Origin of the sequence: Shewanella rhizosphaerae, assembly GCF_019457655.1 — a bacterium.
In the GTDB taxonomy this organism is placed as follows: domain Bacteria; phylum Pseudomonadota; class Gammaproteobacteria; order Enterobacterales; family Shewanellaceae; genus Shewanella; species Shewanella loihica.
On sequence record NZ_CP080420.1, the window covers coordinates 2,037,500 to 2,053,869 of the forward strand.

13 protein-coding genes are annotated in these 16,370 nt (G+C 53.8%); 9 read left to right on the top strand and 4 right to left on the bottom strand.

What is annotated here, in order from left to right:
* Positions 1–212 precede the first annotated feature (212 nt).
* The 3 genes from pdsO to K0I63_RS09185 are packed head-to-tail and all read left to right on the top strand — an operon-like array spanning position 213 to position 4,126.
* Positions 213–968 carry a sortase-associated OmpA-like protein PdsO gene (pdsO, locus tag K0I63_RS09175; protein WP_220083216.1) on the top strand — a complete coding sequence of 252 codons (756 nt, stop codon included), beginning with the start codon at positions 213–215 and terminating at the stop codon, positions 966–968.
* Positions 969–1,007: 39 nt separating this feature from the next.
* Positions 1,008–3,344: a marine proteobacterial sortase target protein gene (locus tag K0I63_RS09180; RefSeq protein ID WP_220083217.1), complete on the top strand. Its 2,337-nt coding sequence runs from the start codon at positions 1,008–1,010 to the stop codon at positions 3,342–3,344.
* Positions 3,344–4,126: a class GN sortase gene (locus K0I63_RS09185; protein WP_258406977.1), complete on the top strand. Its 783-nt coding sequence runs from the start codon at positions 3,344–3,346 to the stop codon at positions 4,124–4,126. The genes K0I63_RS09180 and K0I63_RS09185 overlap by 1 nt, the downstream gene beginning before the upstream one ends.
* 66 nt (positions 4,127–4,192) lie before the next feature.
* Here the strand turns inward: K0I63_RS09185 and K0I63_RS09190 are convergent, their stop codons facing one another.
* The 4 genes from K0I63_RS09190 to K0I63_RS09205 form a co-directional block, all read right to left on the bottom strand.
* A complete protein-coding gene (locus K0I63_RS09190) occupies positions 4,193–5,212 on the bottom strand; it encodes a GGDEF domain-containing protein (protein WP_011865593.1) in 1,020 nt (339 codons plus the stop codon).
* 156 nt (positions 5,213–5,368) lie between these two features.
* Positions 5,369–7,993, bottom strand: a complete 2,625-nt coding sequence (locus K0I63_RS09195; RefSeq protein WP_220083218.1) for a PqiB family protein — start codon at positions 7,991–7,993, stop codon at positions 5,369–5,371.
* Positions 7,980–8,612, bottom strand: coding sequence for a paraquat-inducible protein A (locus K0I63_RS09200; RefSeq protein WP_011865595.1), 633 nt, complete (start codon positions 8,610–8,612; stop codon positions 7,980–7,982). Before K0I63_RS09200 ends, K0I63_RS09195 begins: the two co-directional genes overlap by 14 nt.
* A complete protein-coding gene (locus K0I63_RS09205) occupies positions 8,605–9,231 on the bottom strand; it encodes a paraquat-inducible protein A (RefSeq protein ID WP_041406612.1) in 627 nt (208 codons plus the stop codon). Before K0I63_RS09205 ends, K0I63_RS09200 begins: the two co-directional genes overlap by 8 nt.
* Before the next feature lie 244 nt (positions 9,232–9,475).
* Between K0I63_RS09205 and K0I63_RS09210 the strand changes: the two genes are divergently transcribed.
* From K0I63_RS09210 to K0I63_RS09235, 6 genes are all read left to right on the top strand, one after another.
* The gene (locus K0I63_RS09210; RefSeq protein ID WP_220083219.1) at positions 9,476–9,772 is read left to right on the top strand and encodes a YebG family protein; all 297 of its coding nucleotides are present in this window, start codon (positions 9,476–9,478) and stop codon (positions 9,770–9,772) included.
* Between the two features lie 17 nt (positions 9,773–9,789).
* Entirely contained in the window at positions 9,790–10,248 is a 459-nt protein-coding gene (locus K0I63_RS09215) for a GAF domain-containing protein (RefSeq protein ID WP_220073765.1), read from the top strand.
* Positions 10,249–10,520: 272 nt separating this feature from the next.
* A complete protein-coding gene (gene proQ / locus K0I63_RS09220) occupies positions 10,521–11,165 on the top strand; it encodes an RNA chaperone ProQ (RefSeq protein WP_220083410.1) in 645 nt (214 codons plus the stop codon).
* A gap of 31 nt (positions 11,166–11,196) precedes the next feature.
* Positions 11,197–13,242 carry a carboxy terminal-processing peptidase gene (gene prc, locus K0I63_RS09225; protein WP_220083220.1) on the top strand — a complete coding sequence of 682 codons (2,046 nt, stop codon included), beginning with the start codon at positions 11,197–11,199 and terminating at the stop codon, positions 13,240–13,242.
* A gap of 72 nt (positions 13,243–13,314) precedes the next feature.
* A complete protein-coding gene (pepN, locus tag K0I63_RS09230) occupies positions 13,315–15,876 on the top strand; it encodes an aminopeptidase N (protein ID WP_220083221.1) in 2,562 nt (853 codons plus the stop codon).
* A 156-nt stretch (positions 15,877–16,032) separates the two neighbouring features.
* Positions 16,033–16,251, top strand: coding sequence for a DUF2835 domain-containing protein (locus K0I63_RS09235; RefSeq protein WP_220083222.1), 219 nt, complete (start codon positions 16,033–16,035; stop codon positions 16,249–16,251).
* The last annotated feature ends 119 nt before the right edge of the window (positions 16,252–16,370 follow it).

Below are 16,370 nucleotides of genomic sequence, written 5' to 3' on the forward strand. Positions count from 1 at the left end.
CCATTACAGCTTAGGGTTTCTGGAGTGTGACTATACAGCAAAATACCCGGGAGAAAAGTGGCCCGGGGTAAAAGCCATTTTCTTGCCACATTTGGTCTGCGCATCGTCATTTTTGCACCCCGGACTTGCCATTTCACTCAGGTTTAATGACCTCATCGACAGGAACCACAGGGTTCTTATTCACCAATCCATGTCAACTTGAGGATTTTCCCATGAAGAAGCAGATCATTGCCGCATTAATCAGTGTTTCGTTATTTGGCAGCTCAATGGCTTTCGCTGCCCCCGCAACTCAAGCGACTCAAAGTACAAACAATAGCTCGGCCGATGAAGAGACACTTATCGGTGTGGGTTCAGGCATAGTGCTGGGCGCAGTGGTTGCTGGCCCTGTGGGGGCGATTATCGGCGCCTTCACCGGCGGCATGATAGGCCAGACGGTGGCCAACGACAGCGAGATCAAACAGCAGCAGGCCACGTTAGCCGAACAGGAGAGCCGGATGATGGCGCTCAAGCAGCAAAATGAGGCGCTGCTGACGGTGCAGCAGGAGTATCAAGAGGCCAAGGTGGAACTGGCACAGCTTAGACAGCATCAGGGCACCCGTTTGGAAGAGCTGGCCCTGGGGCTCAACGTCCAGTTTAAGACGGGCTCATCGACCGTCGAGCCGCACTTTCAGAGTCAGCTCAACGAGGTGGCCGATGCCATGGCGATCTCGCCGCAGCTTAAGTTAGATCTCACCGGTTACGCCGATCGCCGCGGCGACAGCAGCTACAACCAGGCCCTGTCAGAGCAGCGCGTGGCCGAGGTGAGAAGCTACCTGGTATCCAGAGGCGTAGATGAGGCCCGTCTGGATGCCAAGGCCTATGGCGCCAGCGCGCCGGTGAAGGATGAACAGAGCTTCGAAAATGACTTCTTCGATCGCCGCGTCACCATCAAGTTGCTGCCTGGCGATACCGCCCTGGCATCTAACTAGATCCCGCACCATGAAGCAACGCGTAAAAGGAGAAGTAAGATGTTGCCACGCCCGCGTATCAGGATGAACCAGACCGACCTTTGCCCCCCGAGGGGGGCGCTTTTTTCTCGCCAGCGTCTGGTGATCGCCGCCTTGGTGTTCAGCGTCAGCGCGATTGGCTCGACGACGCCCGCCTTCGGGCGCATGGGTCAACCGGCCGGTGTCAATGTGACGGCTGCCAAATATGGAGAGCAACTGCACCATTTCGATCTGCCCGCCGCCGATGAGCCCATTTTAGGCCAGGGTATGCTCGAGTATCGCTTAGATGGCGTTCAGCTAACGAGCAAGTTGCCCGCTACGGCGCTTGCCGTGGATACCCAGGTGCAGATGAATATCTCTGGTTGGATCAACCGGGTGTCGGTAAAGCAGGTGTTTGTGAACGACAGCGAGCATTGGCTCAATGGTCGCTATCAATTTCCGCTGCCTCACGATGCCGCGGTCGACAACCTCAAGCTGCATATCGGTCAGCGAGTGATAATCGGTGAGATCCAGCCCAAGGCAGTGGCGAGGCAAACCTTCGAACAGGCCAAGGCCAGCGGCAAGAAGGCCAGCCTGGTGAGTCAGCAAAGACCCAACATCTTCACCTCAGAGGTGGCGAATCTGGGCCCGGGCGAGGAACTGGTGGTGGAGATCGCCTATCAGCAGCAGGTGCGTTATCAAGATGGCGAGTTCAGTCTGCGTTTTCCTACGGCAATCACCCCGAGATACTTTCCCAAGGGGCAGGCTCCAGACTTAGAACAAGTGTCAGTTAACGATATACAAGGACTTAACGCCCTGAATGAGGGCGCACAGAGCGATGAGCAGAAGCTCTATCTGGATGTGGTACTGGACGCCGGTATGGCCATCAGCCGACTGGAGACCCCCTATCATCAGATGCGTCAGACCCAGCTTGGCGGCACTAAGATAGGGCTTAATCTCACAGCCAACCTGCGACCCGATCGCGACTTTCTGCTTAAGTGGCGGCCGCTGCTCGCCGAGCAGCCAAGCGCCGTGATGTTTGCGCAATTAGGCAAGACTCATGAATTCAAGAACCATGAATTCAAGAATGAAGAATCTCTTGCATCTTCACAGGCTCACAATGATCAGGTGGTGATCGAAGCAAAAGCGAATCACGCAGCCGAGGTGCAAGCGAGTGATAAAGAGGCGAAAGACAGTTATGCCCTGGTGATGCTGATGCCGCCCCAGGATAAGGCGAGGGTGCGCCTGCCAAGAGAGCTGACCCTGGTGATCGACACCTCTGGCTCAATGACGGGGGACTCTATCGCCCAGGCCAAGTCGGCCATCTTAAACGCCTTAGCCGGCCTTGGCAGCCAAGATACCTTCAATGTGATCGCATTTGACAGCAGCGTGCGCAGCCTGTCGCCGGTGGCCTTGTCAGCCACTGCGGCCAATTTGGGCAAAGCAAACCTGTTCGTGCAGAGCCTGGAGGCCGATGGCGGCACAGAGATGGCCCCGGCGCTGCTGCGGGCCTTGAGTCAGCCAGAATCTGGCGTGTCGCCCATCTCTTCGGCCGTAAAACCCGAGCGTTTGAAACAGGTGGTGTTTATCACAGACGGCGCCGTGGGCAACGAGGCCTCGCTGTTTGCGCTGATCGCCGCCAATATCGGCCGCCAGCGGCTGTTTACCGTGGGTATAGGCGCGGCGCCTAACGGCTACTTTATGGAGCGCGCGGCCAGGGCGGGACGGGGCACTTACACCTATGTGGGCAAGATAAGCGAGGTGGATGCCAAGATAGGTGAGCTGCTGGAGAAGATTGAATCGCCGCAGATCAGCGATGTGACTCTGACCTTGGACGATGGCTCGATTCCCGATTACTGGCCGGTGCAGATAGGCGATCTTTATGCCCATGAGCCGATCATGGTGGCACTGCGACTCACGCCCGCCCAGAGATCGCGCAGCGATGCCCTGATCATCTCGGGCGATCTCGATGGCAAGAACTGGCAGCGCCGCCTGGCCTTGACGGGGGGCGATAAGCCCAAGGGGATAGATCTTATCTGGGCGCGCAATCAGATAGCCAGCCTGCAGCTGAGTAAAAACGCTAAGAATCAGGCGGCGATAAAAGAGAGCGTGACCCGATTGGCGATGTATTACCACTTGGTCAGCCCATACACCAGCCTGGTGGCGGTGGATAGGACGCCATCACGCCCCGAGGCTATGGATGCCATGGAACTGTTTAAACCGGCTCCTATGCCGATGCAAAATCAGTGGCCGCAGACCGCCACCGAGAGTCGTCTCTACTTGGCACTGGGCGCCATGATGCTGCTCCTGATCGGCGCCTATTGGGTGAGTTATCTGCCTTGTCTGCGCGGGCTTTGGCGCAGACGCTTGGAGGCCTGATGATGAATCGTCGCAGACGCCTGGGACTCAGGCATGTTTTGCTTCTAACCGCCTTGATGGCGGCGATGACACTGATCTTTAAAGGAGGCTATATGCAAGCCAAGGCACATTTTGCCCAGTTCCTGATCGAGCGGGCATGGGACAGAACCTTAGCGGATCGCCAGCAACATAAGCCGTGGAGCTGGGCCGATACCTACCCGATCGCCAAGCTGCACTTTGAGGACGAGCAGGGGAGGCGCCGCGGCGCGCCGCTGTATGTGCTGGCGGGCGCCTCCGGGCGCAATCTGGCCTTCGGACCCGCCGCCATCCTGGCGGATAATCAGATCAATCATTGGGGTAACACGGTTATCGCCGGTCACAGGGATACCCATTTCGCCAGGCTCGAGGGGATCTATCCGGGTCAGGTGATCACCCTGCAGGATGCCTCGGCCGAGACCATAAGTTATCGGGTGCTGGGCACTAAGGTGGTGGATGAGCAAGACACGGCGCTGCTGGCCCAAGAAGATGCACTGCGTCTTACCTTAGTCACCTGTTATCCCTTCGACAGCCTGGGCGGCCAGAGTCGTCAGCGCTTTGTGGTGATCGCCGAGCCCATACTTAGTGAGGGAGAGAATGGGGGTGAGGAGGCAGTAGCGACGCGTCTGCCCGCATCGCCCGATACGCCGACTATCTCTGAGGAAACTGAGCTATCTAATGTACCTCAGTCGCCCCAGGGATATAAGTCGCCTCAGGGATATCAGTCTCCTCAGTTACGTCAGCAATCGGGGCGACTTCAATCTTAGCGTCTAGCTTTCACAGATTAGCGATTTGCGCTCATAGATTAGGGATCAGTGCTCATAGAATAGGGATCAGAGCGGCATCACCCGATTTCGGCCCAGGCGTTTGGCATCGTAGAGAAAGCCATCTGTGCGCTCGATGAGTGACTCGAAGGTGTCTTTCGCCTGCCACTCGCTCACCCCAAACGAGGCGCTGATCTTATCGATCGTCTGATTCTTGCGTCTGTCCTTGAGGGAGATCTTTTCAAGTGTGCGGCGCATGGCGTCGGCCAGATGGCGCGCCTTGCGCTGATGGCTGTTTGGCACGATTAAGGCGAACTCTTCGCCGCCATAGCGGTAGAGCTTGACTCCGTCGCGGCAAGATTCGTTGAGGCGCTTAGCCACCGCCTTTAACACATTGTCGCCGAGATGGTGGCCATAGGTGTCGTTAAAACTCTTGAAATGATCCACATCGGCCAAGATGAGGCAGGTACCTTCTGGAGATTGAGCCAGCAGGCCCTTGAGATCTTGGTCGAAGGCGCGGCGGTTTAGGGCGCCGGTGAGGGCGTCATGGTAGACGTCTTGCTCGGAGCGTTTCAGCGCTTCTCTAAGCGCGGCGATCTCTTCCTGGGCCTTGTCGAGACGACCGGTAAAATATTCGGTACTCTGGCGAATATCGTCTGACTCCTTCACCAGATCCCGCACCAGCCCCAATACCTTCTCCAGGCTCAGACCCTCCTCCTCGATGCGATTGAGGCGATTGAAGTTACTGTCCACCCGCTGTTGAAAGACGGTGGCGTCCTGATTGGTATCCTTGATCGATTGCGACAGCTCTATGGTCATGGCCTCCAGGTTCTGGCGCATGTTAAGCACATTAACCTCGCTGGGATCGGCAATATGTTCGCGGTAGAGCAGCTCGGCGGTGACCGGCGGACAGGTGTTGTACTCATTGACTATTCTGTCCATCTTGGTGATGAGTTCTGGATTTTGCTGACCTACGTAGGCGTACCAGAGGGCATAGTTGGTGGGGGTCGTCGGGATCTGATGCTTTAACATCAAGGGGACGGCTCTTTTGAGATTGATTGCGGCTTCGCGCAGCAAATCTTTGCTCATATCGACTCCAGAAAAACGTGGTCTCGTTTGCGCCAAGTAGATCAAGGGGCGCTAAGTGGTGCAATGTCTTGTCGTTGGCAGATGACGCCCTTTAAGCGGTCGCTAATTAAAGCATAGCCACCAAAGTGACGCCCTGCCTTTCTATACTAGAGAGCCTTAATTCAGACTTTGTTGATTTGGCGCCCATTTTAGCCAATTAGGATCCAGTTTGCTTTGCAGACTAAAGACCTGATGCTGGCCGATACGATTATTGGCTGTGGTGGGGGATTGAGTCGCCACGCCTATGCCGCCGGCGATAATGGTCTCAAGGGAGCCGGTTTCTATCTGCGCACCGGAGAAGAGGCCGAGATCGACCTTGATGCCGGAGAGATCCCAGAACTGACTGCTCTGATTCACCAGATGGCTATAGCCCTTGGCAATCTGCGCCGTCATCTCTACCCGAGTGCCCGTGGTCGAGAGTTGCACCTGTTTGACTTCACCAATCTTAATGCCGCGAAAGATGATAGGCGTGCCTATCTTGACCGAGCCCAGGTTGTCATCCACCAGGGTGAAGGTGAGGGCATCTTGACTGAGCAGGGTGGGTGATTCGACGCTGCCCATAAAGTCATGCACCTGATTGCCACTCTGGCCCGGTAGCACAGACACATAGGGGCCGGTTATCAGGGTTTCGGCAGCGGTGACGCCGGAAAGCGAGATGTTGGCATCGACGATAAAATATTGGGCGTCGTCGGCCAGGAATGGCGCGGCATAGTCGCCATAGAGGTAGGCATCCACGTTGACGCTGTGTAAGTCCTGTGACAGCTTGACCCGCTCCACTTCGCCTATCTGGTGGCCCTGATAGCGGATAGGTGCGTGACTGCTCAGGCGGGTGCTGGCATCGAAGACTATGCTAATGGGGGTGGCCTTGGCGCGGGCCAAAGTCTCTGAGCCATAGAGGTGGCTCTGATTGTCGATATCGTCTTGTTCCAGCAGTCCAAGGGAGACGCTGCCCTTTAATGCGCCTTCCAGCGGCGCCACATCCAGCTTGACGCCGTTGAGGCTGGCATCGACGCTTAGCGCGCCGTTACGCCAGAAGATGGTGCTTGGCTTAACCAGAGAGGCGAACTGCTTGTCGATACCCAGCTCGATAGCAAAGTCTTCGCTGCTGGCGCGCCAGTTGACTCCCTGCACCTCACCGATCTGCATCTTCTTGTAGTAGATGGGGGAGTGGGCGGCGAGCCCGGCACCATCTGGGCTGCCAAGCACTATCTTGAGACGATTCTGCTTGGCGAGATAGCCTTCGGCCTGCTTGGTGTTGGCAAACAGCGGCAGCGTTTGGCTAGGATTAGCGGTCTTCTTGCTGCGGCCCTGCACCAGGCTGATGGCGCCCTTGGTGAGCGTGGTCAGATCCCTTGTGTTTACGCTCACGCCGTCAAGCGACGCATCGATGGCCAGGGCCGATTCGGCAACGAAGTAGCTCCCCTGATGGATAAGCTTGGCAAACTCTGGCCAGATCTGGACGCGGTAGGCAAGACCCGAATAGTCAGGCTTAAACTCAACGCTATCTACCTGACCTATGGGCAGCTGCTTAAAGCGCACCTCGGCGTCGGCCCTGATCCCCGGGTTCTCCTCGGCGCTAAGGCTGAGCATGAGCGGTGATTGCGAGTGTTGCGGTGCCTTGGCCAGCAACGGATAGCTGGTCTGGTGCTCGCCGCTGCCCGGTAGGAAGGCTACCACATTGCCAGTCACCAGGCGGCTGGCATGCTTGATGCCGCTGAGTGAAAGATCCGCGCCCTCGAGCCAGAATTGGCTGTCTGTGCCTAACAGCTCGGCGTATTGGGTGGCGATGCTGGCATCAAAGCTGACGCCCGTTTCTGTTAGATGAGTCTGGGTGATCTGCCCGATACTGATGCCGCGATAGACGATGTCGGCGCCTGTGCTCAGGCTATCGGCATCGTTGGCCGTGAGGCTAAAGGTGATGCCGCCCAGGGCATGTTCCTTATCTTCGAAGATGGTGAAGGTCTGATTGACGCTAGCCTGTTCGCTGCTGCCCTGGGATGAGAAGCTGACGCCGCCGGCGAGGATAGCCGACAGGCTCTCTGTCTTGACCTTGATGCCTGAGAGCGAGGCGTCCAGCGCCAGGCCCGAGACGTTCCAGAAGCGTGAGTCTTGCTTCACCAGATGGGCATATTTCTTCTCTATATAGGCATTGAAGAGGATGCTGTCGTCGTTCACCAGGCGGTAGCTGACTATTTTGCCAACAGGGATCTGACGGTAAAACACCTGGGAGCCCACATCTAATGAGCCGAGGGATGCGCTGGTGAGTTCTATCATCAAGCCGTCTGAGCCCGGCGCCACAGGCGGGGCCTGATCTTCGGCGGTAAATTCGTTCTTGTAATCCCCCTCGCCTGGCTGGATGGCGATATAGTTGCCCGAGAAGAGGGCGTCCAGCCCCTCGACGCCGGTGATCGAGGCCTTAGGGGTCACCAGCCAAAACTTGGTTTCATCGCGCAGGAAAGGCGTCGAGCGGTAGTCCATCAGTAGATCTACGTATACGCCCTGAAGCTGGTCGTCGATACTGATATCAACCACCTTACCCACGGTGAGGCCCTGGTATCTGACCAGCGTCTTACCCACGTCTATCCCCGTGGCGCTTGGGAAATGAATGCGCACCTCGACGCCGGATTCGCGAATACTCTTGATGCCCAGCCAGGCACCGAGTGCCAGGGCGATCAGTGGAAGTAGCCAGATGGGAGAGAAGAGTTTTTTCTTAACGACTTTTGGTGTTTCAATTTGTGTCATCTTTCGATTCCAATCGGTCCCAGAGTAAACGCGTGTCTAATACTTTTGCCGCCAGCTGTGTCAGCAGGATCACCAAGGCGAAGGCGGTGGCTGCTGGCGCGGGTTTGGCATCCCAAATCTGCCCCATGTTTATGAGCGCCGCGGTAATGGAGATCACAAACAGATCCAGCATGGACCAGCGGCCTATCCATTCGATGATATGAAAGCCGGCCATGAGTGTCTTTTTCGAGATCGGCAGGCGATAGCTGATCGCCGTCAGATAGAGCGCCAGCCCAAAAATCTTCAACATGGGCACTAAGATACTGGCGGTAAACAGAATAATGGCAATAGGTAATAGGTCTAGATGCACCAGATGATTGATGCCGCTGAAGATGGTGTCCTGGCGAACCTGCCCCTGACTGGTCATGATGGTGATGGGGTAGAGGTTGGCCGGAAACAGCAAGATGGCGGCGGTGATCAGTAGCGCCCAGCTCTTCTGCACACTGGTGCGATCCCGGCTCTGCACCGCCTGCCCGCAGCGTGGACAGTTGCCCTGTTCGAGATGGCAGAGGAACTTGCAGGTAGGGCAGTTGGTCAGCCCCAATGATTCGCCTTGAGGAGGCTTGCTGAGCTTACTCATCCAGTACGCCCCACATATGTTCTATGTCATATTCCCGCTGCATGAAGATCACCATGATAAACAGCATGGTGAAACAGAAGGTGCCGATGCCGAAGTAGAGGTCGGTGTAATCGGAGAGCTGAAATACCGAGACGAAGATGCTGATCATATAGATCTCCAGCATGGAGAGCTGGGCCAATAAGCTGTGCTGTTTCAGAAGCTTCTTATAGATATTGCGAAAGAAGGGCACCTTGAGTCGGTATTTGACGATCAGCACCTGAGTCAGAATTGACAGAATAAGCAGGCCGGGAGCGATCACCGCCGCCACTAATACGGCGATGCCCACTACCCAATAGCCCTGGGAGGCTACGGCCATGGCGCCGCCGGCTATGGTGGTGGTGCGAATACTGCCCAGAAAGTGCATCTCAAGTACTGGGAAAAAGTTAGCGGGAAAATAGAGCACCAGCGCCGTGATACACAGGGCCAACATTCCGTTGAGCGAGCAGTAAGGGGTATCATAGAGGTTGGTGTGGCAGCGAGGGCAGAGGGCCCGCACACCCGTTGGCAAAGCGCGCTTTCTCACGACCAGATCGCAAGCACGGCAGAGAACGATACTCTTATCTAACACCTCTGTTTTCATATCTGTTCTGGGGCGCTTCCTGTCATCTAAGGTCATAGCAAGAGTGCAAATTTCTTGATATAGACCAGTAATCTATTGCCTATAAGATATTACTATAGTCAATCTATTGAAATACCTAATAAGGTGGCTCCCAAATCCGGAGCCAATAGTTGCGCAGATTCTAACAGATAAAGTTTGAGACTTGCATAAGAAGTTGTATTTATGAGATTCTACAACTGTATATAAAAACAGTGTGAGGGCAGATATGGCAGTTATAACGAAATTTGTCGTAGTCAGAGAAGGGGTGGAGAAGATGACATTCACATCTAAGAAGGAGGCGGATGCCTACGATAAGATGCTCGATATCGCGGATAATCTTCTTCCTTTTATCGAGCAAGTTGATTTAGGCTTAGATGAAAATGCATTGGAAAAACTCTGTTTCTACATGGCAGAACATAAAGATCAGCTCATGGGACTCTTAAAAGGTGGCGCAGTGACTAAGGCGACACCGGCTAAGAAACCTGCGAAGAAAGCAGAATCAAAAGCTGAAACGAAAACATAAATTGTTAGGAAATTTGTATGAGTACACCTTGTTATACGACGCTTACCCGTCAAGTTGAAGCCCTGTTTAGCGGCGAAGATAATCTCGTTACTGCGATGGCGAATTTCTCTGCGCTGCTCAACGAGCATCTGGATGATATTAACTGGGTTGGCTTTTATGTGCTGCAAGGTGAACAACTGGTTCTGGGCCCCTTCCAGGGGAAAGTGGCCTGTACCCGTATTCCAATGGGGAAAGGGGTTTGCGGCACCGCGGCCCAGAGTAACACCACCCAGCGCATCGCCGATGTCCATGCCTTCGACGGCCATATCGCCTGTGATGCCGCCAGTAACTCGGAAATTGTTATCCCGCTGCGGCGCGATGGTCAGGTGATCGGCGTGCTCGATATCGATAGCCCCTCATTCTCTCGTTTCGACGAGGCGGATCAATTGGGGCTAGAGTCCTGCGTAAAAAGTCTGGAAAAGGCTTTATTTGCTTAAACTACAACCAATTTTGCACAATTGATGGTCGCTTTCGTCTGGCGCGCCCTTATAATAGGCCGCTTGATGAATTCAAAAACACGCCGTGACATTTTTCATTAGTTGAAATGAATACATGGCGTTTATTGACTGTAATTGATAAGGTATGTTGGATTGTGTGGTCGCCGCCCAGGGGCAAATAAGCGACCCGATGTCTAACCAATATGAACGACACGCCAGTGCCGACGTTAACCCGGCGAGGTGATAGTCCCTTTTAAACTGTGGAAGTAATGATGGAATCAACAGAAAAGTTGACCGACACCAACGCAATTCTTGCGTATTTATATGAAACATTTCCTTTATGCTTTATCGCTGAAGGTGAAACTAAGCCTCTAAAAATAGGATTGTTTCAAGACTTGGCTGAAAGGTTAGCTGATGATTCTAAAGTCAGTAAAACGCAATTAAGAATCGCCTTACGCCGTTACACCAGTAGCTGGCGTTACCTGAAAGGGGTTAAGGCTGGGGCACAGCGTGTCGATCTCGACGGCAACGAGTGTGGCGAGCTGGAACAAGAGCATATCGACCATGCACAGGCTACACTGAAGGATAGCCAAGAGAAGGCGAAGGCAAAGCGTGCGGCGAAAGCGGCAACAGAGAAGACTGACAAGTCTGGTCCTAAGCCTGAGAAGAAAGCCTTCAAGAAGCCACTGCCTAAGCGTAGTAGCAAACCAGCGCCTAAAGCGGCTAAGCCACAGGTTGAAGCAAAGGATTTAACCCCGGCAACACTGACTGAGTTGAAACCAAATCAACGCGTGAGTGTCAAACTAGGTAAATCGCCTGTTGCAGGTGTTGTTCTGGACATCAAGAAAGAAGATGTTCAAGTGCAGTTAGATTCAGGATTAACGGTAAAAGTCCCGGTAGAGCATATCCTGTTATAACTGTTCATCGTTTAAAAGGAGTAACTTGTTGATGCGAAAACTCACTCTGGCAGCATCCATTGCCAGCATCTTTGTAGGATTCTCGGCATGGGCACTGACGCCCAGTATTCCATCTAGCGAGTTGCCCTCTCTAACGCAAGAGCCGCAACATAAAGTAGCGAGTAAGCGAGTGACGGGTCTGTTCACTCGCGCCCATTATCATAGATTCGATCTGGACGACGCCTTCTCAGAGCAGGTGTTCGACCGCTATCTTAAGCAGCTCGATTATCGCCGCAATGTCTTGCTTCAGAGTGATATCGACAGTTTCAAGCCTTATGCGACTCAATTTGACGACATGTTGAAGAGCGGCGATCTAACTGCCGCCTACAAGATGTTCGATCTGGTGCAGCAGCGCCGCTATGACCGTTTTGCCTACGCCTTATCCCTGCTCGACAAGGAGATGGACTTTAACGTCCCAGGCGACAGCTATCAATACGATAGAGACGATGCGGCCTGGCCAAAAGATGAAGCCGAGCTCAACGAGCTGTGGCGTCAACGGGTCAAGTACGATGCGTTAAACCTCAAGCTGACCGGTAAGAACTGGGATGAAATTGTTAAGGTGCTCGATAAGCGCTACAACAATGCCATCAAGCGTTTGAGCCAGACCAAGAGTGAAGATGTCTTCCAGGGTGTGATGAACGCCTTCTCTCGCAGCGTTGAGCCACACACCAGCTACCTGTCACCGCGCAACGCCGAGCGTTTCCAGATGGAGATGAACCTGAGCCTTGAGGGCATAGGTGCCGTTTTGCAGATGGATGATGACTACACAGTGATAAAAAGCCTGGTTGCTGGCGGCCCTGCGGCAAACAGCGAAAAGCTGGCACCGGAAGATCGCATCGTGGGTGTTGGCCAGGAAGGTAAAGAGATTGTCGATGTGATCGGCTGGCGACTAGATGACGTGGTCGAGCTGATCAAGGGGCCTAAGGGCAGTAAGGTTGTGCTGCAGATCCTGCCTAAGAAGGGCGGCTCTTCTGCCAAACCGATCGACGTGACCATAGTACGTGACAAGATCCGCTTAGAGGATCGCGCCGCGACTTCTGAGGTAATAGAGCCGGAAATCGGTGATTATGCCGGCCGCAAGGTTGGGGTGATTAAGATCCCAGGTTTCTACATGAACCTGTCTCAAGATGTCACCAAAGAGCTGGTTAAGCTAAAAGATGCCAAGGTTGAAGGTGTGGTCATCGACCTTAGAGGTAATGGTGGCGGCGCATTAACCGAAGCGACACTGCTTACCGGACTGTTTATCGAACAGGGCCCTGTGGTACAGATCCGCGATGCTAACGGTAAGGTGTCGCAAAACCGCGATAACGACGGCCGTGTGACCTATTCTGGACCGCTCACCGTGATGGTGGATCGTTACAGTGCCTCGGCATCTGAGATCTTCGCCGCCGCACTGCAAGACTATGATCGCGCGCTTATCGTAGGTGAGTCGACCTTTGGTAAGGGCACAGTGCAGCAGCATAAGAGCCTGGGCCGTATCTATGATATGTACGACAAGCCAATCGGCCATGTGCAATACACCATCGCCAAGTTTTACCGCATCAATGGCGGTAGCACCCAGCTTAAGGGCGTGACGCCGGACATTCCATTCCCGAGTGCCCTAGAGCCAGGTGAATACGGCGAAGCCGAGGAAGCCAACGCACTGCCTTGGGATAAGGTACCCGTGGCTCAGTACGGTACGCTTGGGGATATCACTCCAGAGCTAGTGACTAATCTCGATTCGCGTCACCAGCAACGTATCAAGAAAGACGTTGAATTTGGCTATATCGATCAAGATATTGCCGAGTTCAAGAAGAGCCACAAAGAAACCAGCGTCTCTCTAGTTGAGAAAGAGCGTGTGGCCGAGCGTGAAGCCAACGATGAGAAGCAACTTGCGCGTCTCAACGAGCGCCGCGCCGTGGATGGACTTGAAGCACTTAAGTCTCTGGATGACGCAGAAGAAGATGTGAAGGCGCCAGATGCATTTCTCGACGAGACTGTCTATATCACACTGGATCTAGTGGATATGGAAAGAGTGGCTAAAAACCAGGCGAAATAATATTGAGCCAAATTTTTTAAAAACGCGCTATTGGCGCGTTTTTTTATAATCTTTTCAGATGAGGGAATCTTAATGGCACAGGTTAAGGCCAAATATTTAAAAGACTATCGCGCACCGGATTTTACTATTACTCAGGTGGACCTCTCCTTTGTGCTCGATGGTGCCAATACTCAGGTGACTGCGGTCAGCCAGGTGAAGCGTCTAAACGATGCTGCACACACCCTTGAACTGGACGGTGAAGGCTTAAGCGTTAGCCAGCTGCTGGTCGATGGTAAGCTTCATGATTATCGCGTCACCGAGGGGCAGCTGAGTATCGAAACCGACTTAGCCGACTTTGAACTCACCATAGTGACTAAGCTGGATCCCGAGGCCAACCTGGCGCTGGAAGGCCTATACATGTCAGATGGCGCCTATTGTACTCAGTGTGAGGCAGAAGGTTTTAGACGCATCACCTATTTCCTCGATCGCCCCGATGTGCTGGCGATTTACAAGGTGCGCATCGAAGCCGACAAGGCGGCGTTTCCTTACCTTCTGAGCAATGGTAACCGTATCGATTCGGGCGAACTTGACGGCGGACGCCACTTCGTCTGTTGGGAAGACCCTTTCCCGAAACCTGCGTACCTGTTTGCCTTAGTCGCGGGTGATTTCGATCTGCTGGACGATAGCTTTACCACTAAAAGCGGACGCGAGGTTGCGTTGCAGGTCTTCGTCGACAAGGGCAACCTGCACAAGGCACACCACGCCATGGCATCGCTGAAGAAGTCGATGGCCTGGGATGAGAGCCGCTTCGACCTCGAATATGATCTCGATATCTACATGATAGTCGCGGTGGATTTCTTCAACATGGGTGCCATGGAGAACAAGGGTCTGAACGTGTTCAACACTAAATATGTGTTGGCAGATAAAGACTCGGCGACCGATGAAGATTATCACGGCATCGAGTCTGTAGTGGGTCACGAGTATTTCCATAACTGGACGGGTAACCGTGTTACCTGTCGTGACTGGTTCCAGCTGAGTCTGAAAGAGGGCCTGACGGTGTTTCGCGATCAGGAATTCAGCTCAGATGTGGGCTCCCGAGCGGTCAACCGTATCCATGCCATCAAGGTTATAAAGAATCAGCAGTTCGCCGAAGACAGCGGCCCAATGGCCCATGCCATTCGTCCCGAGTCTGTGATCGAGATGAATAATTTCTATACCGTGACCGTCTACAACAAGGGCGCTGAGGTGATCCGCATGATGCACACCCTGCTCGGTGAACAGGGTTTCCAGGCGGGGATGAAGTGTTATTTTGAGCGCCACGACGGTCAGGCCGTGACCTGCGATGATTTCGTCGCGGCAATGGAAGATGCCAGCGGCGTGGATCTGACTCAGTTCATACGTTGGTATAGCCAGTCGGGTACCCCTGAGCTCTCGGTCGCCGAGCGCTATGACGCCGAAAAACAAGAATACCGTCTCAGCCTGCGCCAGCATACGCCGCCGACGCCGGAGCAGAGTGAGAAGTTACCGCTGCACATTCCACTCGATCTCGAGCTGCTTGGCAGCGATGGCCGCTCGCTGCTCAGCCAGGTCTTTAGCATCACCGAGGCAGAGCAAGAGTTGGTGTTTAACGGCATGAGCGAGCAGCCAGTGCCTTCGCTGCTGCAAAATTTCTCGGCGCCGGTGAGACTTAACTTCGACTATAGCGTAGAGCAACTTATCCACCTGATGCGTTATGCCAGCAGTGAGGTGGCCAAGTGGGAGGCCTCGGCCGCACTCTTTAGCCAGGCGGTTTGGCAAAATGTGGCCCACCTAAAGGCTCAGAAGGCTATGTATGTCGACCCTCGTCTTGTCGATGGGGTGAAGGGCTTACTTCTCGATGAGCAACTGGATCAGGCATTGCTGGCAGAGGTGCTTAGGTTCCCAAGCCTGAATACCTTGGTAGAGCAGGTGACTCGTGTCGATCTCGATGCCCTGGCTTCGGCCCGCGAGTTTATGCTCGAAGAGATCGCCGCAGGCTGTGAAGATGAGCTGCTTGCGCGTTATCGTGAGCTGAGTCTGTTAGACGATGCCGGGGCGAGAGCCCTGAAGAATGCCTGCCTCGGTTTACTGCTGCAAACGTCGGATGCTCATCAAGGCCTGGCTCAGCGCCAATATGAGCAGGCGGGCAACATGACAGATAGCCTGGGCGCTCTGGCCGCGCTCAACCTTGAGCAGTCTGAGCTGCGCGCCAGTCTGCTGCAAGACTTTCAGCAGAAGTGGGCCGATACGCCATTGGTGATGGATAAATGGCTGACGCTGGAGGCATGCTGTCCGGGTGAAGATCGCTGTGATGCACTGCGTGAGCTTACCCAGCATAGCGCCTTTAGCTTCGCCAATCCGAATCGGGTACGCTCCTTGATCGGCGCGTTCGCGGCGGCAAACCCTGAGGTGTTCCACCGCATCGACGGCAGTGGTTATCGTTTCCTGACTGAAGCTATCATTAAACTTAATACCTTAAACCCTCAGGTGGCTGCACGTATCATTACGCCGCTGATCCAATTTAAGAAGTTTGATGAACAGCGCCAGCAATTTATGCGTAGTGCTCTGCAGGAGATTTTGGCCTTGCCGGATCTGTCTAAAGACCTGTATGAGAAGGTCTCTAAGGCGCTGGCTTAGTTACTGGCTTATGATCTGATTCAGTTACAGGCTCAGTTTCTGGTTTAGTTATCGGCTTAGCCGTTAGCGAATCGTTAGGCTGAATAGCCTTAAACAGATTGTCTAAGAGAGTAGGGCGAGGTGCATAGCATCTCGCCCCATTTTAGAAAGCAAATTATGATGATATATACCTTTCCCATGCAGGTGAGTTACCAGGAGTTTCTCAATTATTATCAAGGCAGTATCGATAAGATTGAGGTGAAAGACAGCTCAGGTAAGACTCTCTGGATCCACGCCCGTCACTTCAGACCCTTTCTGACCACCTCAGGTATCAGGGGTTACTTTCGTTTGCAACTCGATGACCAAGGTAAGCTGGTTTCTCTGACCCAAGCTTAAGATTTTTAGAGTATATACTTCAAACGGGCGATTTTGATTCATCAAAGGTTTAGCTTTCGATGACACAAGTTTAATTGCCTGTTTATGCTTGCTTTTTCAATGGGCGTTTTTCATCTGGT

What these genes read in the sequence shown, in the direction of transcription:
- pdsO (WP_220083216.1), top strand. Translation starts at nt 213, where the DNA reads ATGAAGAAGCAGATCATTGCCGCATTAATCAGTGTTTCGTTATTTGGC.
- K0I63_RS09180 (WP_220083217.1), top strand. Translation starts at nt 1,008, where the DNA reads ATGTTGCCACGCCCGCGTATCAGGATGAACCAGACCGACCTTTGCCCC.
- K0I63_RS09185 (WP_258406977.1), top strand. Translation starts at nt 3,344, where the DNA reads ATGATGAATCGTCGCAGACGCCTGGGACTCAGGCATGTTTTGCTTCTA.
- K0I63_RS09190 (WP_011865593.1), bottom strand. Translation starts at nt 5,212, where the DNA reads ATGAGCAAAGATTTGCTGCGCGAAGCCGCAATCAATCTCAAAAGAGCC.
- K0I63_RS09195 (WP_220083218.1), bottom strand. Translation starts at nt 7,993, where the DNA reads ATGACACAAATTGAAACACCAAAAGTCGTTAAGAAAAAACTCTTCTCT.
- K0I63_RS09200 (WP_011865595.1), bottom strand. Translation starts at nt 8,612, where the DNA reads ATGAGTAAGCTCAGCAAGCCTCCTCAAGGCGAATCATTGGGGCTGACC.
- K0I63_RS09205 (WP_041406612.1), bottom strand. Translation starts at nt 9,231, where the DNA reads ATGAAAACAGAGGTGTTAGATAAGAGTATCGTTCTCTGCCGTGCTTGC.
- K0I63_RS09210 (WP_220083219.1), top strand. Translation starts at nt 9,476, where the DNA reads ATGGCAGTTATAACGAAATTTGTCGTAGTCAGAGAAGGGGTGGAGAAG.
- K0I63_RS09215 (WP_220073765.1), top strand. Translation starts at nt 9,790, where the DNA reads ATGAGTACACCTTGTTATACGACGCTTACCCGTCAAGTTGAAGCCCTG.
- proQ (WP_220083410.1), top strand. Translation starts at nt 10,521, where the DNA reads ATGGAATCAACAGAAAAGTTGACCGACACCAACGCAATTCTTGCGTAT.
- prc (WP_220083220.1), top strand. Translation starts at nt 11,197, where the DNA reads ATGCGAAAACTCACTCTGGCAGCATCCATTGCCAGCATCTTTGTAGGA.
- pepN (WP_220083221.1), top strand. Translation starts at nt 13,315, where the DNA reads ATGGCACAGGTTAAGGCCAAATATTTAAAAGACTATCGCGCACCGGAT.
- K0I63_RS09235 (WP_220083222.1), top strand. Translation starts at nt 16,033, where the DNA reads ATGATGATATATACCTTTCCCATGCAGGTGAGTTACCAGGAGTTTCTC.